At 41.9% G+C, this 26176-nt stretch carries 19 protein-coding genes; 8 read left to right on the forward strand and 11 right to left on the reverse strand.

Annotated elements, in window-relative coordinates; genetic code table 11:
• Positions 1-665 precede the first annotated feature (665 nt).
• Both Q4600_RS17210 and Q4600_RS17215 read left to right on the forward strand, forming a co-directional pair.
• Complete coding sequence (locus Q4600_RS17210) at positions 666-1400, forward strand: hypothetical protein (protein ID WP_303517295.1); 735 nt, start codon at positions 666-668, stop codon at positions 1398-1400.
• 828 nt (positions 1401-2228) lie between these two features.
• Positions 2229-2822, forward strand: a complete 594-nt coding sequence (locus Q4600_RS17215) for a DUF1287 domain-containing protein (protein ID WP_303517297.1) — start codon at positions 2229-2231, stop codon at positions 2820-2822.
• Between the two features lie 93 nt (positions 2823-2915).
• Here the strand turns inward: Q4600_RS17215 and Q4600_RS17220 are convergent, their stop codons facing one another.
• Together Q4600_RS17220 and purL are read right to left on the reverse strand one after the other, a co-directional pair.
• The gene (locus tag Q4600_RS17220; RefSeq protein WP_102528845.1) at positions 2916-3974 is read right to left on the reverse strand and encodes a diguanylate cyclase; all 1059 of its coding nucleotides are present in this window, start codon (positions 3972-3974) and stop codon (positions 2916-2918) included.
• A 301-nt stretch (positions 3975-4275) separates the two neighbouring features.
• Complete coding sequence (gene purL, locus Q4600_RS17225) at positions 4276-8157, reverse strand: phosphoribosylformylglycinamidine synthase (protein WP_303517364.1); 3882 nt, start codon at positions 8155-8157, stop codon at positions 4276-4278.
• A gap of 417 nt (positions 8158-8574) precedes the next feature.
• On the opposite strand from purL, the gene mltF reads away from it, so the two are divergent.
• Entirely contained in the window at positions 8575-10038 is a 1464-nt protein-coding gene (gene mltF, locus Q4600_RS17230) for a membrane-bound lytic murein transglycosylase MltF (RefSeq protein ID WP_303517300.1), read from the forward strand.
• Between the two features lie 168 nt (positions 10039-10206).
• Here mltF and tadA read toward each other — a convergent pair whose 3' ends face one another.
• The 3 genes from tadA to guaB form a co-directional block, all read right to left on the reverse strand.
• Positions 10207-10812 carry a tRNA adenosine(34) deaminase TadA gene (gene tadA / locus Q4600_RS17235; protein ID WP_303517301.1) on the reverse strand — a complete coding sequence of 202 codons (606 nt, stop codon included), beginning with the start codon at positions 10810-10812 and terminating at the stop codon, positions 10207-10209.
• A gap of 218 nt (positions 10813-11030) precedes the next feature.
• Complete coding sequence (gene guaA / locus Q4600_RS17240; RefSeq protein WP_303517303.1) at positions 11031-12608, reverse strand: glutamine-hydrolyzing GMP synthase; 1578 nt, start codon at positions 12606-12608, stop codon at positions 11031-11033.
• A gap of 102 nt (positions 12609-12710) precedes the next feature.
• Positions 12711-14183 (reverse strand): IMP dehydrogenase, encoded by a 1473-nt coding sequence (guaB, locus tag Q4600_RS17245; RefSeq protein ID WP_102528849.1) that lies wholly within the window; start codon positions 14181-14183, stop codon positions 12711-12713.
• 121 nt (positions 14184-14304) lie between these two features.
• On the opposite strand from guaB, the gene xseA reads away from it, so the two are divergent.
• Positions 14305-15633, forward strand: a complete 1329-nt coding sequence (xseA, locus tag Q4600_RS17250) for an exodeoxyribonuclease VII large subunit (protein WP_229372295.1) — start codon at positions 14305-14307, stop codon at positions 15631-15633.
• Between the two features lie 144 nt (positions 15634-15777).
• Here xseA and Q4600_RS17255 read toward each other — a convergent pair whose 3' ends face one another.
• Positions 15778-16863: a choice-of-anchor H family protein gene (locus tag Q4600_RS17255; protein ID WP_303517306.1), complete on the reverse strand. Its 1086-nt coding sequence runs from the start codon at positions 16861-16863 to the stop codon at positions 15778-15780.
• A gap of 475 nt (positions 16864-17338) precedes the next feature.
• On the opposite strand from Q4600_RS17255, the gene Q4600_RS17260 reads away from it, so the two are divergent.
• From Q4600_RS17260 to Q4600_RS17275, 4 genes are all read left to right on the forward strand, one after another.
• Positions 17339-17635: a PepSY domain-containing protein gene (locus Q4600_RS17260; protein WP_303517308.1), complete on the forward strand. Its 297-nt coding sequence runs from the start codon at positions 17339-17341 to the stop codon at positions 17633-17635.
• Positions 17636-17637: 2 nt separating this feature from the next.
• Positions 17638-18318: a response regulator transcription factor gene (locus tag Q4600_RS17265; RefSeq protein WP_303517309.1), complete on the forward strand. Its 681-nt coding sequence runs from the start codon at positions 17638-17640 to the stop codon at positions 18316-18318.
• 98 nt (positions 18319-18416) lie between these two features.
• The gene (locus Q4600_RS17270; RefSeq protein WP_303517365.1) at positions 18417-19742 is read left to right on the forward strand and encodes an ATP-binding protein; all 1326 of its coding nucleotides are present in this window, start codon (positions 18417-18419) and stop codon (positions 19740-19742) included.
• Positions 19743-19893: 151 nt separating this feature from the next.
• Positions 19894-21339 (forward strand): DUF3300 domain-containing protein, encoded by a 1446-nt coding sequence (locus Q4600_RS17275; RefSeq protein WP_303517310.1) that lies wholly within the window; start codon positions 19894-19896, stop codon positions 21337-21339.
• A 176-nt stretch (positions 21340-21515) separates the two neighbouring features.
• Here Q4600_RS17275 and Q4600_RS17280 read toward each other — a convergent pair whose 3' ends face one another.
• The 5 genes from Q4600_RS17280 to Q4600_RS17300 form a co-directional block, all read right to left on the reverse strand.
• A complete protein-coding gene (locus tag Q4600_RS17280; protein ID WP_303517311.1) occupies positions 21516-22913 on the reverse strand; it encodes an ATP-binding protein in 1398 nt (465 codons plus the stop codon).
• A 33-nt stretch (positions 22914-22946) separates the two neighbouring features.
• Positions 22947-23606, reverse strand: coding sequence for a response regulator transcription factor (locus Q4600_RS17285; RefSeq protein ID WP_303517312.1), 660 nt, complete (start codon positions 23604-23606; stop codon positions 22947-22949).
• Between the two features lie 47 nt (positions 23607-23653).
• The gene (locus Q4600_RS17290) at positions 23654-24481 is read right to left on the reverse strand and encodes an FAD:protein FMN transferase (protein WP_303517367.1); all 828 of its coding nucleotides are present in this window, start codon (positions 24479-24481) and stop codon (positions 23654-23656) included.
• Positions 24482-24634: 153 nt separating this feature from the next.
• Positions 24635-25945: a DUF3570 domain-containing protein gene (locus Q4600_RS17295; RefSeq protein ID WP_102528855.1), complete on the reverse strand. Its 1311-nt coding sequence runs from the start codon at positions 25943-25945 to the stop codon at positions 24635-24637.
• On the reverse strand, positions 25936-26175 hold the full coding sequence (locus Q4600_RS17300; RefSeq protein ID WP_303517313.1) for a DUF4266 domain-containing protein: 240 nt from the start codon (positions 26173-26175) through the stop codon (positions 25936-25938). The genes Q4600_RS17295 and Q4600_RS17300 overlap by 10 nt, the downstream gene beginning before the upstream one ends.
• Position 26176: the final 1 nt, after the last annotated feature.

A 26176-nucleotide genomic window follows, 5' to 3' on the forward strand; every position in this document is an offset into this window, starting at 1 on the left:
GAAGTGACGACTCTCATTAACAGAGCCAATACTGATGAAGTACAAAGTTGGTGCTGGTAACTCGTTTATGCCCCAAAGCTTGTTATAGCCTTCGAATGAGGGGTGATTACAATCTGACGCTTTGACTTCAGCTTAATTTGATATTGAAACGTTAACTAAAACTTTTAAGAGATGTAAATAAATACAGCCCATGTAAGTTCAGTCAATGTCCACGTTTAAAGTTTCAACTCCATCAACGCTTCATTAAGTGCGAGAACACTTCCCGATAAAGTGTGAGTTGACTGATAAGACAACTTAGCTAACTCATGATATTGGACTTTATAAACTTCATAGCAGTAACCACTAGCGTGTGTACTGACCGTCTAACACTTCTGAATGGTCAGCCCTATAAGTCAAACTTCTATATAATACCCACTACCATTAAGTATCAATTTCATTACCCATAAGACTCGAATCAACCCACTATTTCGAAAGAGAATAATCAAATAAGTTGACACAAGTTAATGACATGAATAATAATATAGCTAGCATTTTAGGATGCTTGCCCACCCCATGGCAAATCTCTCAGAGAACCTACTAATTAACTTTCAATACTTAACGTTTTTTCTGCCATTTTCGGCGGTGAGGGGTGCACTGCTATACTAATGGCTATGAGGAAACTGTTTATGTCTGCTATCCATTCAAACAATGTTATTGTCCACGTAAAAAAACTGGCTAAGAAGCTAAAAAAAGCTAAGCCCACTCTAAAGCACAATCAATGTTTAGATGAATGCGCTCAGTCGTTGGGATATACAAACTATTATCAGCTATTAACTCAACATCCTCTGCACAGTTCTCAAGATAGTGTTGCTACAACGAGCATACTTGAGCAGTTCTCAGTAAAAATCAAAGAGGTTCTAGATTTCAGTTTAAGTAAACATAAAGAAGATTTTAGTACCTTGCAGACTGATACTCTGCAGTCGAAAGAATCAATTATCGCCGAATACTGGCAGTTATTGCTTGAGCCTATTGACAAACAAACTGACTTAAACAAGGTGGAACAACTGACACGCTGGGGCATTGACAAGGAGATAATAAAAGAGATCGGTCATTATGCTGAAAAAGAAGAAGATGGGGAAATAAAACGCTTAGGATACCTGTTAGTGGCCATTGGTCATTATTACCGCTCACTAATGGACAATTGTTCACGCCAAATTGCTGAGCACATTAATTTTGAAAGCTACTTTTGTCATTGGTTACATTCTATGCACCCTAATGTTCAGGGGAATGACGTTAATTCAAAAGCCTTAAAAGAATTAAAACAACGCTATCCAATCAAAGATAACCTAGAAATGCATAATCATGCAACAAGTTGGGCTCCACAGTGGTGGCTCAAAGATATGGGTAGAATTCAGGCTTAATTAACCTGCTAATCACTTTGAATCACAACGGCTCCGCAAGTTATACTCCTCAACTTGCGGTTACTTCACACCGAATATTGAAAAGTATTGTGCCACATGTGGCATTCATATCAATGATATTCAACGTCATAACCTTAGCCATCATGCATCTAAACGAAAAGCTTATTGGTTATCACCATTAAATTGTACAGTTTAAGTGTACTTGAAACTTATAGCGTATAACCTGATTAAGGGGGCCGTTTTACGTCTAAGTATCCCTTAAAACACCATGTAATATTGATTCTCTTAAACCAAATATTACAGGTTATATAAGTCAAAAACTTGGATATTTTAGTGGTTTACTAATGGTTTTAGAAAATCATCAATCGCTAAATTAACAAGGTGGTTGACTCATTTCTGTCCAAATCTGAATTAGCAACCGTTCAAAACACACGTTCTGGATTGCATTACCATAATGGTCACTCGGTCATTAACGGTGGTTAATGCTGTCATCGCTTTTGGTAAACCATTCACATTTTGTTTTGTGAGTATAAGTTGGAACTTCAGCATTACTACCAACATGAGATGTACCACTGTCCCTGCTACTTAAGCGATTGTGGCTTCAACGGCTGAGGCTCCAACAGCTAAGGCTTCAACATGCTTAAACCTTTTGAAATATTACCTATATTAAGTTTATTTTGAGCAGCTATTTTCAAGCACTTACTTACATTCCTCAGCTAAAAACGCTATAAAGAAATAATAAGAATCGAACAACTGTCAACCATCAAAAAATGTTACTGCTAGCATTAGTTGTCTTATTGGTTGAGTCAGTATTTCCAAGGATGGTTAATGAAAAAGTATCTTGTTTTATTAAGTATTATTGGCTTTAACACCCATGCATCTAACTTCAATGATGACATAGTAAAAAGCTTACTCCACAGAACCACTCATCAAGTGACATACGATGGTGCTTATATCTCAATCCCCTATCCAAATGGTGATGTACCCGCCAATATTGGTGTATGTACTGATGTTGTGAACAGAGCTTATCGTGAACTTGGTGCTGACTTACAACAAGCTGTGCATGAAGATATGAAACAGCATTTTTCACTTTATCCTTCAAATAGGATTTGGGGGTTATCCACCACAGATAAAAATATCGATCATCGTAGAGTCCCTAATTTACAGACCTTTTTTAAACGAAAAGGAGAAGTGCTCAGTATCAGTGAAAATGGTACGGATTATAAAGTTGGTGATATTGTCACTTGGATGGTGTCTGGTAACTTGCCACATATCGGTATGGTTATTGATCAAATAAGCGATAAAACGGGTAATCCCATGATCGTACATAATATTGGTCAGGGGCCGATAGTTGAAGACATGCTGTTTGATTATGAAATCACAGGTCATTATCGATATGTACCTGAAAAATACAATCAATAACTCAGCCAGTAAGTCCATGTAAGACATAAAAAACGCGAATGGATTATTCGCGTGTTCGGTTATTTACATGTATTTAGATGAATCTCGTTCAAACTATGCAGGGATCATCTTATGGCTACTAATAAGTCTATCTCTTCCCTGTGCTTTGGCGTCATAAAGTGCGGTATCCGCTTCTAAAATGAAGTCATTAATCAGTTCGCACGGGTTATTAGGCTGAACTTGATTGAAGTTGAAATGACAAGCTCCTATTGAAACAGTGATCGGTGTAGAGGTTAACTTGATTGCGGCGATATCTTTCATGACTCTTTGACAAGCTATCGCGCACTCTTGCTCATTGGTGTCGGGTAACCACAATAAAAACTCTTCACCACCAATCCTGGCAACTAAATCATAGTCTCGTAATGTATTTGTAATCGTTTTGGCTATTTCAACTAACGCATCATCCCCCATTTGATGACCATAGGTATCATTAAGTTGCTTAAACTTATCAATATCAATTAATGCGATTGTTCCTTTACCTTTAACACGGCTTAGTCGGTTAATGTCTCTTTGTAATGTCTTAAGCATGCCACGTCGATTAGGGATATCCGTCAACACGTCGTAATTGGCTAAATGATGTAGCTCTTTATTCAAGGCTTTTAATTGTGTTTCTTGTTCTCTTCGAATCAGTTCAACTTCAATCCATGAGGCCATCAGCTGTAATGCATCAATATCGACTTCACGAAAATGTCTTGGGTATGGTGTTGGACTAGAGAAGTTTAACGTGCCGTACAATTTACCTTTTAATCGAATTGGTATACCAATATAAGACTCTAAACCAAATGCTTTATATGCCGGATGAACAGCATATTTATCATTTTCACCCATATGTTCTATGCCTAAAGGCCCATCAGCAAGACACGTTAAACTGCAATAGGTTTCATCAAAATTGAAACTATCACCAGCTTTAAGTGGCACTTCTTCTGGGGTCACACAGAGCTTTACACGATAATCCTTGCTATCAATTTTAGATAATATCCCGATATGGAGTCCAAAACGCTCAAGCCCCATTTTAATTAGCTCAATGACTTGGTACTCAAAGCCTTTATGATGATCTTGGGTAATTTGGTACAGCCTGCGAATGACCTTTTCGCTGCTAGATTGCTTCGTCATTATTATTTTCCTTGGTCTAAGCATCACTACTGATTACAACAATGCACTAATAACTGTACGTCACTAAAGCGTGATTTAAGTTATGCCTTTTTATATGTCATATATCACTAAAATGAATCATAACTTACTAAAATACAAGTCACTTTATACTTTAAGAACAATATTTACAGCTTCAAGAGTCATGAGCTTTTTTTAACCACTTGCATATATTCGTAAAGCTTAACGCATAAAAAAGGCGACCATTCGGTCGCCTTTTGCTGTTATGTAAACTTCAATTAACTCATGTTAGGTTAATTTCAAATTACCCTAACTTAACCCGTGCATTACGGAACATGCGCATCCACGGGCTGTCTTCGGCCCACTCATCTGGGTGCCAAGAGTTAGCAACGGTTCTGAATACACGCTCTGGATGCGGCATCATGATTGTTACTCGACCATCTGTTGTCGTTAGTGCAGTGATTGCATTTGGCGAACCATTTGGGTTTTGTGGGTATTGCGTTGCGATTTGACCATTACCGTCAACATAACGCAGTGCCACTGTACCTGATGCTTCAGCAGCTACTAAGGCTTCGACAGACTTAAACTCAGCGCGACCTTCACCGTGTGATACGGCGATTGGCATGCGTGAACCTTCCATTCCTTCGAAGAAGATTGAAGGACTCTTTTGCACTTCAACTAAGCTTGCACGTGCTTCGAAACGCTCTGAACGGTTACGGACAAAGTGTGGCCAATGCTCGCTACCTGGAATGATTTCTTTCAGGTTAGATAACATCTGACAACCATTACATACGCCCAATGCTAATGTGGCATCACGCTCAAAGAAACGTGAGAACTCACTGCGAGCACGGTCGTTAAATAAGATTGATTTAGCCCAACCTTCACCAGCACCTAAAACATCACCATAAGAGAAACCACCACAAGCCACTAGACCTTGGAATTCTTCAAGACTAATGCGACCAGATAGAATGTCTGACATGTGAACATCGCGGCTTTCGAAACCTGCGCGATCAAATGCTGCAGCCATTTCAACGTGAGAGTTAACACCTTGCTCACGGATAATCGCCATCTTAGGCGCTGCGCCTTTTAAGATGAACGGTGCGGCAACGTCTTCACTTGGGTTAAAACCTAATTTAACCGTAAGGCCTGGGTCTTTAGCCTGCTGCTTAAGTTCAAACTCTTCTTTAGCACACTCAGGATTATCACGCATTGCTTGCATACGGTAAGTGGTTTCTGACCACATAGTGCGAAGCGCAACACGAGAGTCACTGAATACTGCACGCTCACCATCAACAACGGTAATCTGGTCGTCAGATGTTAAAGTGGCAACGCTATGACAATCAACACCAGCGGCGTTGAATTGTGCTTTGATATCTGCGCTTTCAGCTTTAGATACCTGAATAACCGCACCTAGCTCTTCATTAAATAAACGCTCTAAGTCGTTACCTTTTAATCCGCTAAGATCAATGTTCAGACCTGTGTTACCCGCAAATGCCATTTCAACAAGTGTGGTGAATAAACCACCGTCACTGCGGTCATGGTATGCAATCACTTTTTGCTCAGCCACTAATGGCTGAATCACTTCAAAGAAGCCACGTAAGCTTGCTGCATCATCAAGATCTGGCGCTACATCACCAAGTTGGCTGAATACTTGCGCTAAACAAGAACCACCTAAACGGTTTTGACCTTTCGCTAAATCAACTAATAACAGCTCAGTCTCACCTTTGTTGGTGCGAAGTTCTGGTGTCACAGTATGGCGAATGTCTTTTACCACGCCGAATGCAGTGATAACCAATGACATTGGTGAAGTTACAGTTTTGTCTTGACCTTCGTCATTCCAAGCTGTCTTCATAGACATTGAGTCTTTACCCACAGGGATAGTTAACTCAAGCTCAGGACATAACTCTTCACCGACTGCTTTTACTGCTTCATAAAGACCAGCATCTTCACCTGGGTGACCTGCTGCAGACATCCAGTTAGCTGATAACTTAATGTCTTTGAATGAACCAATGTCAGTACCAGCAATGTTCAAAATTGATTCTGCTACAGCCATACGTGCTGATGCGCCAAAATCAAGTAGTGCCAGCGGCGTACGCTCACCGATAGACATTGCTTCACCGGCGTAGCTATCAAAGCTTGATGCCGTCACTGCGCAATCGGCAACAGGTACCTGCCAAGGGCCAACCATTTGATCACGGTTAACTAAACCCGTTACAGAGCGGTCACCAATGGTGATAAGGAATGACTTATCGGCAACGGTTGGTAAATGTAAAATGCGTGATACTGCATCTTTAACATCAATACCTGCTTGATTAAGCGCAGGTGATTCAGCTTTTGCTGAAACCACATCACGGCTCATTTTAGGCGCTTTACCTAAAAGCACTTCAAGCGGTAAATCAATTGGCTTGTTGTCAAAATGGCTATCTTCAAGCGTTAGGTGCTGCTCTTCAGTGGCATCACCCACTACAGAAAACGGCGCACGTTCACGCTCACAAATTTTTCTGAAGGTTTCTAAATTCTCTGGCGCAACAGACATAACATAGCGCTCTTGTGATTCATTACACCAAATCTCAAGTGGGCTCATGCCAGGCTCATCTGAAGGCACGTTACGTAAGTTAAATAGTGCGCCTCGGTCTGCATCATTCACAAGCTCAGGGAAGGCATTTGATAATCCGCCTGCGCCCACATCGTGAATAAATTGAATTGGGTTGTCATCACCCATCTGCCAGCAGCGATCGATCACTTCTTGACAACGACGTTCCATTTCTGGGTTTTCACGTTGTACTGAAGCAAAATCTAAATCTTCGCTAGATTGACCTGATGCCATTGATGAAGCAGCGCCGCCGCCTAATCCAATGTTCATTGCAGGGCCACCTAATACGATAAGCTTAGCGCCTACGGTAATTTCGCCTTTTTGAACATGGTCTTCACGGATGTTACCTAAACCACCAGCAAGCATAATTGGCTTGTGGTAACCACGGACTTCAACGCCGTTATGGCTTGAGACTTCTTGCTCATAAGTACGGAAATAACCCACTAACGCAGGGCGACCAAATTCATTGTTAAATGCTGCGCCGCCTAATGGGCCTTCAGTCATGATTTCTAGTGGCGTAACAATACGGCTAGGTTTGCCGTAATCGCCTTCCCATGGTTGGACAAACCCTGGAATTTTAAGGTTAGAAACACTGAAACCTGTTAAACCCGCTTTTGGTTTAGAGCCACGACCTGTTGCACCTTCATCACGGATTTCACCGCCTGAACCCGTTGCTGCACCTGGGTATGGGCTGATAGCTGTTGGGTGGTTATGGGTTTCTACCTTCATCAAGATATGCATTGGCTCAGTGTGGTAGTTATACACACCGTCTTGATCTGGGAAGAAACGACCTGCAACACTACCATTCATAACTGCAGCGTTATCTTTATAAGCTGACAATACGTTATCTGGCGTGACTTCAAAGGTGTTCTTAATCATTTTAAATAATGATTTAGGCTGTACTTGACCATCAATAGTCCAGTCAGCATTGAAGATTTTATGACGACAATGCTCTGAGTTTGCTTGGGCAAACATCATTAGCTCAATATCGTTTGGATTACGGTTTAAGCGAACAAAGTTATCCACTAAGTAATCAATTTCATCTTCTGCAAGTGCAAGACCAAGCTGAGTGTTTGCAACTTCTAACGCGCGGCGACCTTCTGCAAGAATGTTGATGCTCTTGAAGGGTAATGGCTCAGTGCGCTCAAACAGTACTGATGCAGCGGCAAACTCAGGTAAAATCACTTCAACCATACGGTCGTGGATTAAGCCTTTTACTTGCTCTAATTGCTCAGCGGTCAATGACGCGCCTGCAACGTAATAAGCAACGCCACGTTCTAGACGTTTTACTTTGCTTAAACCACAGTTTTTGGCAATGTCAGTTGCTTTTGATGACCAAGGAGAAATGGTGCCTGGACGAGGAGTGATAAAAAATAATGAACCTTCTGGAGCATGAGATTCAATGGCAGGTCCGTAGGTTAAAATCGTTTCAAGCTGTTGATATTCTTTATCGTCAAGCTTTTCACTGATATCAGCTAAATGGACATACTCAGCGTAGATTTGCTCAACAGGAAGGGCTGCAGTTTCACAGGCCTCCATAAGCTTTTGGATTCTAAAAGCTGAAAGTGCTGGGGCTCCGCGAATGATCTCAATCACGTCAATTCACCTTATGATTATATTGGCAGGGTAAGAATTGGCGCTATTATAGGGAATCACACTTTATAAATCACCTAAGAAGGCTTGCTAGAACAGTGTTTCCCGTTAACGAAAACAATCAAAACAAAACCACAATCTACCCACGATATATTTCAATAACATTTCATTCGTATTTAATTTTTTTAAATTCGATTTTACTAATAAATTCAACCGTATAATTTAACACTGATTCTCATCGGGCTAGGTGAAATACAAAACTACTGCTAAAGTATATTTATTAGATATTGTTTTTAAATCGTACTTTGAAGCTCGCATTAGAGGCGTTATGGCTTTCAATTAGTGGATAAACGGCCAACAAGCCCACACTCACTGAGATTTCTCGCCATCACTAACATGCTTCATCCATAGAGGGACATGACCAAACTGTTAAAGATCGTCGCAATCATTTCAATTACTTTGCTGCTCAGCGCTTGTCATCAAGCGAATATGAAAGCAACAGAGTTCATTGAAGAAACACCTCAACGTACCGTTCTTAAGGTAGGAACACTCTACGGCTCGCAAACCTATCTCAACTCAGATCAAGGTGAAAGTGGTTTTGATTATGAAATGGCGGCAAAGTTTGCCGACTATCTCGATGTGCCGTTAGAAATGATCCCCTACCATAATCGTCAGCAATTATTTGAAGCATTACGTCTGAAACAAATCGATATCGTTGCTGCTGCTATTACGACGACCAAAAATCGACGTGAACAGTTTTTGCTTGGTCCTACCCTTTATGAAGTTAACCAAGTTCTTATTTACAAATCTGGCAACCTAAAACCGCGAGACTTTAATAAGCTTCAAGGTGATGTCATTGTCATTTCTGAATCAGCTGCCGTTGATACCGTGATAAAGCTGCAGCAAACCAACCCTAATTTAAGCTGGCAGCAGGTCGATGATAAAGATAACGAAGAACTGTTTTCTATGGTGGCTTCAGGTGAGGTGCTATATACCATCGCCGACTCCAACAGCTTGCTAATCAATCAACGCTATTTACCTGAACTACGTGAAGGTATTGTGCTTGATGAAAAAACTGAAGTGGTGTGGTTACTACCGCCGCTTGATAGCGACCGATTAATGAGTGCTTTACTGTCGTTTTGGCATAATCAAAAACGTAACGGCACCCTAGAGCACCTGAACGAAAAGTACTTTGGCCACGTTAAGCGCTTTGACTATGTGGATACTCGCGCGTTTATTCGTGCAATTGATAATGTGCTTCCTGAGTATCAAGCTTTATTCGAAAAACATGCCGGTAATTTAGATTGGCGAAAACTGGCCGCAGCGGGCTATCAAGAATCACATTGGAACCCTAAAGCGCGCTCGCCTACCGGTGTTCGCGGTATGATGATGTTAACTCAGCCCACTGCCAGCTCTGTTGGGGTAGATAACCGTCTTGATGCCGAGCAAAGTATTCGTGGTGGTGCGATTTACCTGCAAAAGATGATTGATCGATTGCCAGCGTCCATTCCTGATAGTCAGCGAATTTGGTTTGCCCTTGCCTCCTATAACGTGGGTTTAGGTCATGTTGAGGATGCCCGTAAAATTACCCAAGGTATGGGAAAAGATCCCAGCGCATGGCGCGATGTAAAACAAGTCTTACCCTTATTACAGCAACGTAAGTATTATCAGCACACACGCTATGGCTATGCTAGAGGCAGTGAAGCTGTGCATTACGTGGATAATATTCGCCGTTATTATGACACCCTGGTTTGGGTAGATAATCAGACCAAACAACTGGAGTTAGAGTTAGAACAAACGGAAGCGTTAGCAGAAGAAACAGGTTCGCAGACTGATGATATTGATAACCCTGAAGAACTCATTAAATCAGCTGCGCAATAAATTCGTCATCGAAACGGTTTATCATAAACCGTGCAGTCATACATGCAGTGACACATTTAACCATACAGTCAATATAGGTGCACAATGAGAAGACCCAATATGAATAATAATGCCCGTCGCCGTAGCAGCATTAAATTAAAACAACGTAGAATGCTAAACCGTCAAAAGTTATTCTTTGCCTTTTTGCAGCAACAAGTCTGATTGTTGCTTTAGCAGCTTTTTCAGTGCTTTTTTCTCATCACGTCGACGTTTAAAAAACTGACTCAATTGACTCGCACATTCTTCAGCTAAAATGCCAGAATCTACTGTTAACTGGTGATTGAAGTGCGAGTCTTGTAATAGATTAATCACACTTCCCGCCGCCCCTGTTTTTAAGTCTTTTGCGCCAAACACCACCCGTTCAATGCGGCTGTGGATCATTGCACCTGCGCACATTGGACAAGGCTCTAAAGTGACATACAAGGTCGCACCTAGCATGCGGTAATTGTGTAATATTTTACCTGCAGCGCGAATACACTGCATTTCAGCATGAGCACTGGGGTCGTGTTCTGTAATGCTTAAATTAAACCCTGACGCAATTAACTTATCATCTTTAACTAAAACTGCGCCAACAGGCACTTCACCCAGCGCTTCTGCTTCACTCGCCAACGCTATTGCCACACGCATCCATTTCTCATCTTGAATAGCAAGCAAGGCTAACTCTTCTTCAGTGAATGGCTTAGTCTCACTCGCTTGCTGTTTTTGGCTGATGCTAAGTTTGTTTTCTAACGTCATTAGTGTCTCTTAGGTATACCGATGATTTATATTTCGCGATGTTTAGCTGATTGCAAATGTTTAAACGTTCAGGTGTGCAGTGAATGCAACTTAACTCTGGTTTCACTCTGAATTTCACCTGATTATACGCCAAACAACAATAAATTTATCCCAATAAAAAAGGCGCCTAAGCGCCTTTTTTGTCTTTAATCAAAACTGATTGGAAAACGAATGAAAGCTTATTCCCATTCAATGGTTGCAGGTGGCTTACCTGAAATATCATATACCACACGCGAAATACCGTCGATTTCGTTAATAATGCGGTTAGATACACGACCTAAGAAGTCATAAGGTAAGTGTGCCCAATGTGCAGTCATGAAATCAATGGTTTCAACAGCACGCAAGGATACAACCCAATCGTATTTACGACCATCACCCATTACGCCAACTGAACGTACTGGTAAGAAAACCGTAAATGCTTGGCTGACTTTGTTATAAAGGTCGGCTTTATGCAGCTCTTCAATGAAGATAGCATCAGCTAAACGCAGTAAGTCACAGTATTCTTTTTTCACTTCACCCAGTACACGTACACCTAAACCCGGTCCAGGGAATGGATGACGGTAAAGCATGTCGTATGGCAGACCTAGCTCTAAACCAATTTTACGTACTTCATCTTTAAATAACTCACGTAATGGCTCAACTAATCCCATTTCCATATCATCAGGCAATCCGCCTACGTTATGGTGAGATTTAATCACATGAGCTTTACCTGTTGCACTGCCAGCAGATTCAATGACATCTGGATAAATAGTGCCTTGTGCTAACCATTTAGCATTAACACATTTCTTTGATTCTTCATCGAAGATATCAACAAAAACATGACCAATGATTTTACGTTTAGCTTCTGGATCTGCTTCGCCAGCCATCGCATCTAAGAAACGGTTTTCTGCATCAACGTGAACAATGTTCAGTCCAAAATGATCGCCAAACATATCCATCACTTGCTCTGCTTCGTTTAAACGCAATAAACCGTTATCAACGAATACACAAGTTAGTTTGTCACCAATCGCGCGGTGAAGCAGCATAGCCACAACAGATGAATCAACACCACCTGATAAGCCTAAGATAACTTCGTCATCACCGATTTGTTCCTTTAAGCGCTCAATGGCGTCTTCAATAATTGAAGATGGCTTCCAGTTAGCATCACAACCACAAATATCGAGGGCGAAGTGCTCAAGCATACGCTTGCCCTGGCGAGTGTGCGTGACTTCTGGGTGAAATTGCACACCGTAGAATTTCTTGTCTTCATTAGCCATTGCAGCGAAAGGACACGTTTCTGTTTTAGCAACAGTTACGAAACCTTCAGGAATTTCTGATACTTTGTCGCCGTGACTCATCCATACGTCAAGTAATGGCTTACCTTCAGCGCTGATTGCATCTTCAATGCTTTTAAATAACGCTGATTCAGTTTGCACTTCAACTTGTGCATAACCAAACTCACCTTCACCCACACCTTGAATAACTTTACCGCCTAATTGCTCAGACATGGTTTGCATGCCGTAACAAATACCTAAAACAGGCACGCCTGCATTAAAGACATATTCAGAAGCACGAGGCGAGTTTTCGGCTGTAACACTTTCAGGGCCACCGGCTAAGATGATGCCATTTGGAGCAAATCCTTTGATTTGCTCTTCAGATACATCCCAAGCCCAAAGCTCACAATAAACACCGATTTCACGAATACGGCGGGCGATTAACTGCGTGTATTGCGATCCAAAGTCGAGGATCAGGATTTTATGCTCATGAATGTTGCTCATGGGATACCTTATATCTGGTTTTACTTATAGTAGGTGTACTTTCAATCTCAATGAATTTTAAGATTGAAAAAAGGCGACAATCACATTGCCGCCTTTAATGTATTAAGAACCGCTGCGATAGTTCGGTGCTTCTTTACTGATTGTCACGTCATGGACATGAGACTCGCCCATACCAGCAGAAGTGATTTTTACAAATTCTGCTTTTTCGTTTAACTCTTGAATGGTTGCACAACCTGTAAGCCCCATACATGAACGTAAACCGCCCATATGTTGGTGAATAATTTCTTTTAATTTACCTTTATAAGCTACGCGACCTTCAATACCTTCTGGTACTAATTTGTCAGCGGCGTTATCGCTTTGGAAGTAACGGTCAGATGAACCTTGTGTTTGGGTCATCGCACCTAAAGAACCCATACCACGGTATGACTTATAAGCGCGGCCGTTATAAAGTTCAGTTTCACCTGGAGCTTCTTCAGTACCAGCAAACATTGAACCGGCCATGATGCATGATGCACCCGCAGCTAATGCTTTAGCTAAATCACCAGAGAAACGAATACCACCATCTGCAATAACAGGGATATCTAAATGCTTAATCGCAGCTGCGGCATCTGATACAGCAGTAATTTGCGGTACACCAACACCAGTAACGATACGAGTAGTACAAATTGAACCTGGGCCAATACCCACTTTAACGGCATCAACACCAGCATCAACTAAGGCTAATGCACCTTCAGCTGTTGCTACGTTACCGCCAACAATTTGTAAATCAGGGAAAGCTGCACGAGTATCGCGAATACGTTGCAATACCCCTTCAGAGTGACCGTGTGAAGAATCAATCAGCAATACGTCAACACCTGCTTTAACTAATGCTTCAACGCGTTCTTCGTTGCCTGCACCAGCGCCAACAGCAGCACCAACACGTAAACGACCTAATTCGTCTTTACATGCATTAGGTTTACGTTCTGCTTTTTGGAAATCTTTAACAGTGATAAGGCCTTTAAGCTTAAAGTTAGCATCAACTACTAATACTTTTTCAACACGATGTGAATGCATTAGGGTTTGAACTTCATCTAGCTTAGTCCCTTCAAGCACAGTAACAAGACGATCTTTCGGCGTCATGACTTGCTCAACGGTACGGCTCCAGTCAGTAATAAAACGAACATCACGGCCAGTGATAATACCCACAAGCTCTTTCGCATCGTTAATCACTGGGTAACCAGCAAAACCGTTACGTTCAGTCAGTTGCTTAAGTTCAGCTAGCGTGGTGCTTGGCGTCACTGTAACAGGCTGCTGTACGATACCAGCTTCATAGATTTTAACTTTGCGAACTTCTTCAGCTTGTTGTTCGATCGTCATATTTTTATGAATAAAACCTAGACCACCTTCTTGCGCCATCGCGATCGCTAAGCGAGCTTCAGTTACGGTATCCATAGCTGCAGACACAATTGGTGTGTTTAATTCAATTTTTTTAGTCAGACGAGTTTTCAGAACAGCGGTATTTGGGAGGACGGTTGAGTGAGCAGGCACTAGTAGTACATCATCAAATGTTAGTGCGTCATTTCTTAATCTTAACATGCAACATCTCCCAGAAAGTGTAGGGTTTAGAAAGGGTAAATATTGCGGCGGGATTATACCTTGCATATTTAGGTTGGTAAATGGAAAATAGTGAAAAAATACTATTGGTCGGTTGAATTTGATGAAAAGCTCGAAAAATAATGTTTACACCGTTTCCCGATTAAACGGTGAAGTCCGCCAGCTGCTTGAAGGAGAGCTAGGAAAGGTGTGGCTTGAGGCCGAAATCTCGAACTTTGTTTCCCCAAATTCAGGTCATTGGTATATGACCTTAAAAGATAGCCGCTCGCAAATTCGCTGTGCAATGTTCAAAGGCCGTAATCAATCAGTGCCTTTTAAACCTGTTAATGGCCAACAAGTATTAGTTAAAGGCTCTATCAGTGTTTACGAGCCTCGTGGTGATTATCAATTACTCTTGGAATCAATGTTACCTGCAGGTGATGGATTACTCGCACAGCAATATGAAGCACTTAAACTGAAATTAGCCGCTGAAGGCTTGTTTGCAACAGAAACTAAGCGCCCATTACCGCAAAACATTCAACGAATAGGTGTTATCACCTCAGCCACTGGCGCTGCCGTAAGAGATGTGGTAAAAGTACTATCGACGCGCGACCCATCAATCGAAGTGGTGATTTACCCTACACAAGTTCAGGGAACCAGTGCCAGCAAGCAAATCATCAGTGCTATCACTACAGCCAATAAACGCTTAGAAGTCGATGTGATACTGCTTACCCGTGGCGGCGGCTCATTAGAAGACTTATGGTGTTTTAATGATGAAGACTTAGCCCATGCGATTTATAACAGTGCCTTACCCGTTGTTAGCGCTGTAGGCCATGAAATTGATACAACCATCAGTGATTATGTCGCGGATGTACGAGCGCCAACGCCATCAGCGGGTGCCGAGTTATTATCGGACGATAAAGGCAATAAGACGCAAAAGCTCAACCTGACGTTTTCAAGATTACGCCAGGCTATGCGTCATTACTTATTGCATCAAAGCACACTACTGACTGAGTTAAGCCACCAGCTGCAACGTGAAGATCCTAAAAGGCAATTACAACAACTTGAGCAACGCTTTGATGAAATGCAGCTAAAACTTGAGTCGGCCATGCAATACAAATTATCTAACGCAGCGTTAAAACAACAACGCTTGAAAGGCCAACTTCAGCAGCAATCCCCAGCTCATAAGTTAACGTTAGAACAAAACAAAGTGAGCTATTTAAGTAATCGACTTAACGATGCCATGAAAACAAGATTAACTAACGCCAATCAACAAGTCAGTTACAGCGCACATCAGTTAGAAACCGTTAGCCCATTGGCCACATTAAGCCGTGGTTACAGTATTACCCGAGACGGTAAAGGCAATATCTTACAAGATGCGAAGCAAGTGAAAACGGGCGAAATACTGACAACTCAACTGAATCAAGGCGAAGTAAAGTCGGTTGTGTCATAGGTGGCAAGTGACAAGTGCTAACTGGCAACTGGCAACTGGCAACTGGCGTTAATATCAACACACCTTATCAACAACCAGAAAAATCCCGCATTAGCGGGAATTTGTTTTCATAATCACAAGGTTCATCATTAGAGAGACTGCAACTTAAGCATTCAAGTTTGAACGTCTTATTGCTAGAAGTAGCAACATCAATAATCCACTCCAAGCCAAGCTACCACCGCTAACGATGACCTCAGTTTCAACGACTTCAATATATTCTTCTTCGTACACTTCATCTCTGTCACTACTTTCTAGTGGTAAGGCATATAAACCATCAGACTCATCTGCACTTAATGTCGCGACAATATCTTCATAGCCAAACTCATATAAATCGATAAGGACATCGTAATAATCAGTTTTGTATCCCTGTGCTAAGGTTGTCAGTACTTCATAATCATCATCGGTGGCATCACCATAAATGGTAAACACTTCGGTAGAGTAATAATGCTCCCATGGACCACCATTTCGGCTTAAATACAGCTCAGCATAAACATTAGCAGGCTCACCTTGGGTAAAACCATAGACATCTGCATCAAAGGTCACGCTAAAAGTTTGATAAAAACCATCTTCATCAAAATCATCAAATAGACGGCTATAAGCCTCATAAATATCAAAATCGCGATAACCAATAATAGACTGCTGCGATACGTGATTAGTTAATAATTTGCTATTTGATGACTGACTTTCAATGCTGTTATTTGTTGTTACTGTATTGGCTGTTACTGTATTGGTTGCTGCTGCATGAGTTGCAGAAGGAGTTGTTGCTGCATCTGTTGTAATTTCATTTACTGAAGTTTCTAATTTGGAAAGTGCTTGAGACGCTTGGTTGACACTGTGTAATGCATTGACAGATAACTGCCCAGCTTGGCGTAAACTTGTAATGTGCTCGCGCGTTGCACGCTTAGCTAATGGTTTTCCTTGCGCCGCATCAGATTTGCGTTTGGCTTTCTCATCCGCAATCAATTGCAACAAGGTTTGTTTTTGCTCAAGTGATAATGATGCTTTACCTGCTGGTTCACTTAAAGAGGCAGCACCACTAACTTGCCTCCCCTCACTGACAACAATCATGTCTTGCTCATATTCGTCAGCGTACGCAGTCGGCGCAAGCGTTAGCATTAATGCGCAACTCACTTTAGTAAAAACACTAATCACCTGACTGAAACGGTTTTGCGTTATCAATTTAATATCCATTTTGTATTCCCTCTCATTCAGATTTAACCGCAAGAGTAAATTGCACTTAATCACTCAAAGCTTGTTATTGATGAGTTGTTATTTAAAAGGAATCAAAATGAATGCAAGCTGAACACGAAAAATGACTGACATGAAATTGACTTAGATAAACAATGTCGTAGATAAAAAATGACTTAGATAAAAAATGACTTAGATAAAAAATGACTGACATAAATAACCAGCAGCTGCGCCACTGCAAGCTATTCATCTTCTATTCATATAAACCAATCCATACTTTGAGCGAATACCAAAGCAATTGATATTCATCGATGCAGATGTTTCTATATTGAAAGGGATCTTTTACACTGATAACTGATTTTAAAGATAAATATTGATGTGGACGCTGATAATGAGCAAATTAAACAAGAGATTATGCACTTCCCTGCTATCGTTTCTATTGTTTTCAATAACAATGGGGTCGGTTCAGGCTGCGCCTATGTCAGTTATTACTAATCTCAGCAGTGCTATTTCAATCAGCTCTTCAGTAAATATTGGTCACCCTGGGTTTAATAACAAAACCAAAGGCGGTTCAGGTAAATCCCAATCTTTAGCCGTGAAGAGTTCTTCACAAGCGGCGCAACTCGCCAAACGACAATATTCTGCAAAAGTGCTATCAGTGCAATCGACAAAAGTGGGTAATTCAACGGGCTACCGAATTAAATTACTCTCTAATAATGGCATGGTGTTTTATGCCACCGTTAATGCGCGTACCGGTTCAATTTCAAGGAATTAGCCATGAGAATATTGTTAGTAGAAGATGATTTAGGCTTACAGAGAAACCTTACTGAGCATTTACAAGCCGCTAATTACAGCGTCGATATATCATCTGACGGTGAAGATGGCTTATTTCAAGCAACTGAATATCAATATGACGCCGCGATTATCGATGTCGGCTTACCTAAAATTGATGGTTTGAGCCTAATTACGCAACTTCGTCAAAAGCAAATTGATTACCCAATCCTTATTTTAACCGCTAGAGACGGCTGGCAAGACAAGGTGCTTGGGCTAGACTCTGGCGCTGACGATTACCTTACTAAGCCGTTTCAATCTGAAGAGCTTGTTGCCCGTTTAAATGCATTGATACGCCGTTCAGTGGGAAAAGCTAGCCCGACAGTGACTAACGGACCATTTAGTCTCAATACTCGCACCCTTGAGCTAATGCATTTACAAAACCCCATTATTCTCAGTAGTTCAGAGTTTAAATTATTTGAATACTTCATGCTGCACCAAGGTGAAGTCATTTCTAAACCCACCTTGATTGAACATATCTATGATCAAGACTTCGACTTAGACTCAAATGTCATTGAAGTATTTATCCGCCGTCTGCGCAAAAAGCTCGATCCCGACGGCGAATATAAACTGATAGAAACCTTGCGCGGTCAAGGGTATCGCCTGCGACAATTAGCTGCAGGCTAGTCGTCATGAATTGGCTGAGCACATTCAAAACCCAATGGCTTAACAAGCAAGCAAGGTCAAATTTTCTTGGCGGGATTAATTCATTAAAAATCAGATTAATGCTCAGCGGCCTGTTGTTGATTTTGGTATTACTCCCGCTGATTGGCATCACAGTTAATGGTGCTTTCCAACGTCAAATTACCCAATCGATTAATAACCAGTTACGCGCTTATGTTTATTCAGTGTTAGCTGTCGCTGAAGTCAAAGATGAACACGTCGTCATGCCCAATTATCTATTAGAAAACCAATTTAATGTGATTGGCTCTGGCTTGTATGCCCTTATATCTTCAGAAGACAAACTGGTTTGGCACTCAGAATCTTTTCTAGGCTTAGATTTACCCACGAATCAATCAACAGCATTATTACTGCCAGCACCTCCAATGGGCCAAGGCCAGCTCACCCAAGTTCGTTTTGATGATTTAGCTGGTAACAGCAACAATAACCATGTTGTGTATAGCTTTAGTGTTAGCTTTGAAACCAATGAAAAGCCCCTGGCAATCACAGTACATATTGTTAAAGATGACGCTGACTATCAACAGCAAGTGAGTGAGTTCAGCACCACTCTCTGGACTTGGCTTATCGTGCTCATGATTGTATTGGCTTTGGTTCAGGCTATTTGGTTATTCTGGACATTAAAGCCATTAAACCAGTTCACGAAAGAGCTAGCATTAGTAGAGCAAGGCCAACAAACACGATTAAATCAACATTACCCCAACGAGTTAAATGCTGTCGCAAAACAACTCAATGTATTGCTAAACACAGAGCAACTTCAGCGCCAGCGCTACCGAAATGCGTTAGCCGACTTAGCTCATAGTTTAAAAACGCCATTAGCCGTGCTGCAAAGCCAAACGGACTTAAGTCCGGACTCTAAAGAGCAAGCAAATAATATTAATAACATCATTAGTTATCAGCTCAACAAGGCTAAATCCAGTGCCAATCAAGCATGGCATTTAGGGGTTAGCATTGATGATGTAGCCAGCAAATTAATTAGAACCTTAGCTAAGATATATCAACAGTCACACATTGATATCGACTATCAAGCCCCTGCTAAACTGGTATTTAAAGGCGAAGAAGCGGATTTACATGAACTGCTGGGTAATCTGCTCGATAATGCTTGTAAGGCGGCGAAAACGCAGGTTTGTTTATCAGTAACAAAAACTGACTCCAGCTTAAGTTTTATCATTGAAGATGATGGTAATGGCTTAACTGAAGTGCAGCGCCAAAATATTTTTGAGCGTGGTATTCGCGCTGACACCTACAATCAAGGACATGGCATTGGTCTAGCCATCGTTCAAGACTTGGTTAATAGCTACCAAGGTGAGTTAACAGTTGCTCAATCAGAGCAGTATGGCGGCGCAAAATTTACAGTCACCTTTAGCCATTAAGTCTTTATCCATTTAATTGGCTAAATAGCGACTAAAAGATTATCTCATTTAGTTAGCCCTATCTAATACACTTTCATCTTGTGTTCATTTTCACTTAGTTATTCTATCCCTAACATTCGTAAAGTACCGATGTTTGGTACATGGAGATAAAATGACACTATTATCTATCCCCAATAAACTATTAAAAGCTGGGCTAATGAGCCTGTGCTTACTGTCACCAGCGGCGTTAGCTGTTGATAGCCAATCCAATGGCAATAATGACGCTCAATTTGAGCAGTCTCAGCTTTCTGAAGCGCAGTTAGCACAAATGTTAGCGCCTATTGCACTTTACCCAGACAGCTTATTGACGCACATTTTAATTGCAGCAACGTATCCGCTTGAAATCGTTCAGGCGCGTCGTTGGGAGCAACAAAATAGCAGTTTAAGTAGCAGTCAAAAAATGCAGCAAGCCGAGCAACAGGATTGGGACCCTAGCGTCATGGCATTAGTGGCCTTTCCCACTGTGCTTGAAAAGCTTAATGAAGATCTTGATTGGACTCAGGAGTTAGGTGAAGCATTTCTGCAAGATGAAGAAACGGTATTAGCCAGCATTCAAACATTGCGCCATCAAGCCGATGAAGCCAATAGTTTTGATGATATGGAAAACATGACCATCACCCGTGAAGAAAAGCAGATCATTATTGAGCCTGCCCGTACGGAAGTGGTTTATGTTCCCTATTACGACCCAAGAATTGTTTACGGTAGCTGGCGCTGGAATGCATACCCACCAGTATATTGGCGTTATCCATCTTATGTGCATTACCGCCCGAACCGCCCAATTTATTGGGGGCCAAGTGTTTACATTAACTTTAACTACTTCTTTGGCGCGGTGCATTGGTCAAGTAGACGCGTGGTGGTGATTAATCATCATAAGACTCGTTACTATCGTAAGCCCCATAAGATTGCCTATAGCCAAGGCTCACACCGCTGGAATCACAAACCTGCTCATCGCCGCGGGGTTGCATATAAAGCGCCGAGAGTAAGCCATAAGTATGATCGTGCCCGTTACAATAAAAGCCACAAGCTGGCTCATTCTCAAAAACCTGGTCATAAAGGTAAGCCAGCACAGCTGCATAACTCTAAGCCAAGCCATATAGCAAAGCAGCAACGTGTGAATAAAGCATTAAAAAATAATCATAATGCTAAGCCGAGCTATAGCTCAAGACCCAGCACTAAGCCCAGTACTAGACCGAGCACTAAGCCAAGTAATACGAATAAAATGCATAATGGCCAGCAGGATAAAGCGCTGAGAACGGCAAATAAATCACAGCCAAACCGTTCAAATAAGGCTCATCAAAGCCAAAAAGCGACCAAGCAACCGAGCAGCAGACAAGCGACAAACAGGCAGGTTACTAATAGACAAGCGACCAGCAGACCGACTGTTAATAAACAGCAAAGTAGCAAGCACTATAACCAAACTGCGCGAGTGAATAACAACCGTAGCGCCCAAAACCACAGCATCAAGCCGCAGCAAAGAGCGAGTAATACATCCCACAACAACCGTGGTGGTAGTCGCTCAAGCAGTCATCACTCGTCGTCTAAACAGCGAGTGAAATAAACTGCGCTTTGGCTTAGTCAAAAGCTGGGCCAGAAGTTGAGTCAAAAGCTGAACCAGAAGTTGAGTCAAAAGCTGAACCAGAAGTTGAGGCAAAAACTGAGTCTGAAATAAATAAAAAGCCTGAATCACATTCACTGTGACTCAGGCTTTTTTATCCCAAGATTAAATAAGTTAGTTTAATTGGGTAACACAATGTTGACCTTTAGCCCTTGAGGCTTAGCTTGATGAAAACTCAAATCACCTTGGTGCAACATAATAATTAGCTGACAAATGGATAACCCTAACCCTGCACCTTGGGATACATTTTCATCAACCCGATAAAAACGGTTCTTGGCTAAATCAATTTCGCTTGCAGACATGCCTATGCCTTGATCAATGATATTTATAACGCATTGGTTAGCTTCTTGCTCAGCACCAATGCTAATAACCGATTCTTTAGGGCTGTATTTACAAGCATTTTCGATAATGTTTTTTAATACTAATTCAAGATAAAAGCTATCAGCTTTAACGGTAAATCCCTTAGGAATATCAAGCTGCCACTGATAATCGGCCACAATATGCACTAACTGATTAATCACATTATCAATTAGGCTTTGTAAGTCGCATTCAGTTTTATTAATCGCTTCAATGGCATCAACCCTTGAGAGTAATAACAGTTGCTCAACAGTATGACTCATACGCTTAATTCCCTGCCCCATGGCTTGAGTATAAGGCATTGCTTGTTGCTTTAAGCTTTCATCGGTTGATGAATTAATCACGCTTTCTAAACCATCACCATGAAGTTTAATGATGGCTAAGGGGGTCTTTAATTCATGGGCGGCATCAGCACTAAAGCGTCGTTCGCGGATCATCATATCGGCGATACGGGCTAAATAACTATTAAGCGACTGCTGAATTGTAATAAGTTCTGACGGTAAGCGGATATTAATTGGCGCTAGATCTTGAGCACTGCGATAAGCTAAGTGACGTTCAAGTAGTTTGATGGGTTTAAATAAGTAGTAAGTCACCAATAGCATGATAAGCAACATGATAGGCGCAATAATCAAAGGCGAGCGCCAGCTATTGGCGTTAATCTTATCCACCAACTCTTGGCGCACATCATCACGCTGTGCAGTCACAATCCACACCTGTTGCGCCGTTGAAAACAAGCTGTACACATGCCAGGTGTGCTCACCGACTGCCTGATAGGCATAGCCGTGGTTAAAATCCGTTAGCGGTTTTACACCAGTATTATCTGAGTATGCAAGTAACTCACCTGCTGCGGTAAATAATTGAAATGACAGCTTTCGCTCGTAAGAGAGGGTTTCTACCGTAGACTGCTCGGCAAAGGTTTCTATTTCAGACTCTGACACATGAAAGCGAATAGGTTGCTCAATTAAGCTTGCTACTTTGGCGGCAGTAAGCCTTTTGACATAAAACAAATCCAGCACTTTGGCGGTTTGCACCATTTCTGCATCAAATAGCTCTTCTATCTCGTACATGGCATCGCGGCTACTCAGCACACTGGCAACCGATACGGTCAGTAAGATGCCGACTAACATCAATAAACTAAGGGAGAAACGTAACGAAAACATAATATCCTTTTATGATCTACTGACCATTAATGCTTATTGAATTTCAGCTAAAATATAGCCAATGCCTCTAACAGTTTTAATCAGTTCTGGGGCCATTTTTTTACGTAAATGATGAATATGCACTTCAATGGAATTACTGCCGACTTCATCCCAACCATAGGTTAATTGCTCAAGCTGGCTGCGGGTTAGTACTCGCCCTGCTGATTGGGCAAACTCCAATAACAATTGATATTCCCGCCGTGGCAGATTGATTAATTGCTCTCGAAAATGCACTTCACAACAACTGAAATCGATGGTCAATGCGCCGAAACTAAATTGATTGTTATCTAAGCCGTGTTGGCGGCGAACAATCGCTCGCAGTCTGGCGACTAACTCTCTAACATCAAACGGTTTACTAAGATAATCATCAGCGCCAATGTCTAAACAGTTTAAGCGAGTATCAAAATCCGTATTGGCGGTCAGCACAATAATCGGCAAAGATACTCCCGCTTTACGCCAGTGCTTTAATAAATCTTCGCCATTGCCATCAGGCAAACCTAAATCAAGAATAATGGCGCTAAAATCTTCATTATCCAGCGCCGCTATTGCTTGGTTATAAGAACATAAGTGATCCACTTGGATCCCTTCTTTAGCCAAACTCAAAACCACGCCTTGTGCTAATAACTGATTGTCTTCTACTAACAATACCCGCATCGGTTATTCCCTTATTACTTTTATAATAACTAAAGCGCGATTTAAGCTTATCTAAACACTTTAAAGTCAACACCTTGCTCACTCAAAAAGGCTTCAGCAGCAGCGCCTTTTAACATTGCCATGGTCGATAACATTCCCGCGGTTACGCTATTTGGCCCTAATACCGTCACTGAAAGCGGCGCTTGCTCCACAGGATATCCTGTTCGAGGATTAATAATGTGGCCATAGCGTTTTTGATCCACTTCAATGTAGCGCCGAGTGGTGCCGCTAGTGGCTAATGCGCCTTGGCGTATGGTTAACAGCGCCGCGGCATTATCCAATTGCTGCGGGTTTTCAATCCCCACTTGCCAGCCATCTGGGTTAAGGATGGGACAGGCAATATCGCCGCCAAAATTAACTAACACAGAGATATCAGGCCAACGCTTGCTGAGTAATTGCGCTGTACTATCCACCGCATACTCTTTGCCTATGCCACCAAAATCTAAACTCATTGCTGCAGGCATAGTCAATTGGCTGTCAGTAAAATCAATGGCGCTAAAATCCACTAGCTTTAATGCCGATTTAATCGCACTAGCTGGTGGCACTTGATGACTACCATCAAAGCGCCACAACTTCATTAAAGGACCTGCGCTGATATCAAAAGCGCCGTCACTTAATTGATAACATTGCTGGGCAAATTGCAGTAAATGCGCCGTTTCAGCATCAATGTTAACCGCCTGCCCTTGGGCATTGTTGAGTTGCCAAACAATATTACCTTGTAAAAAACGGCTATATTTACGCTCTATTCGTTTGGCTTCAGCCACAGCGATATTTAACATCTGCTGGGCAATGCGCTCATCATCTAGTCGCATTAACATTTCACATGGACTTGCCATGGCGCTAAATGAACCTAAAAAGCCCCAAGGGCGACGTGTAAGCGTCGCGACCTGTGGGGCCTTAGATGTAGCGGCTTGTGATGTAACAGCGGCTTTATTTAACAATTTCAATAACTCTGATGTTTTGCGTTTATTTATCTTAAGACTATTTATTTAAAACGAATAGCTTATTTGAGCTACGATTGCTTTCACCGATGGAAATAAATCCTGATTATTTAACTCACCAGGGATATCTGTGCCGTTGTTTTCAGGGTTTTGCTGATAATACTCAATACGATAGCTAAGTTCATGGCCGCCAGATAAGCGATGGCCAAACTTAAGCCCTACGGTATAAGCTGACATGTCACCAATGCGATAATCCGCACTGGCATACTCAGGTAATGCAGCTTCTGTGCGCAAAAATGGCTGATAAAACTCAGCAGCTTGCTGCTGGTAATAACGCAAATGCAGCTGGCCATATAAGCTTGGGGTAAAGTAATAGCGATAATGGGTTTCTAAAGTGTGCGCTTGAATATCCCAGTCATCAGTATTGTAGCGATAAGAGAAATCAATCACCCCTGAGTCCAATGCGCCTTTTGCTAACAAGAAAACACTGTGCTTAGTGCGCGAGTCTGGTCGGTTTTCATAGCGATAACCATGGGACTCACCGTTACCATCGACCATACTGAGAATTTTATAGGGATCGGTCATATAGCCCGACACACTTGAAAAACCGTAGTTGGCTTGCATTAACCAGTTACGATTCAAGATTTGGGTCACACCTAGCATGACATCAGCGGTTTGCTTGGTGTCATCACCGTCTAATCGAGTGGCGTCAAATGCAGCTTGAAAGGCATCATCACCATCATAATCACCGCGAAATACCATTTCTGATAATGCCACAGGACGACCGCCAACAGGATCAACAGTATCATTAGTATAGGCACCCGATAAGGCAAGAGTGGTGTTGTTTTTGTTAAAACTGCGCTCCACACCCGCATTTAAGCCTAATGATAAATAATCGTATTCTTTAGAGCCATAAACACCCAAGTTAACCGTCCAGTCAGGATTTAAAATCTCCTGCCAATTGGCACTTAACTGCACTCGAGTATCTTGGAATGTATCATCAAGGGGCGTTTCACCTGGGGCGACCGTATACTCTCCCTTACCTGAAGGTCGTGTAAAGGTTTGGCTGATGGATTGTGCTACAGCGCCAGAGGCTGAAGCGCCGGTTAAGCTGTCGACAACGATTTTCATATCTAGCAGCGAATCTTCGCCAAAGGCTTTTTGCACATTACCAATAGCTTCAACGGCTTGTACACGGTCTTGCTCACCGTAATACATAATGGCGGCATCGACCTTCCAATCATCATTTGCCGGTACAGGCTCTTGCGCGTTGGCTTGTTGTGACAACAAACTGCAGCTAGCCATGGCCAATGCGCTAGCGATGCTTTGTTTCGGCGTTAGTTTCGAAGTTAGTTGCATCCACAACCTCCGCCAGCTAATGAGCGTCCGCCACTGGTGCCTTCTTTACTGAAGTAAATATGGTCATCCAATGCTAAATCTAACTTTTCATTATTAAGTGCCATATCAGCGCGGGCAAATTGATCCTTCTCCCACGGCTCTACACCTAAACTCGAACAGCCCGCTAAACTGCTGATAATCGACAAGGCAAATAACAGCTTAATATATTGCTTAATACTCGATTTTTTCATC

The organism is Shewanella sp. 2_MG-2023 (assembly GCF_030548905.1).
GTDB lineage: Bacteria > Pseudomonadota > Gammaproteobacteria > Enterobacterales > Shewanellaceae > Shewanella > Shewanella electrodiphila.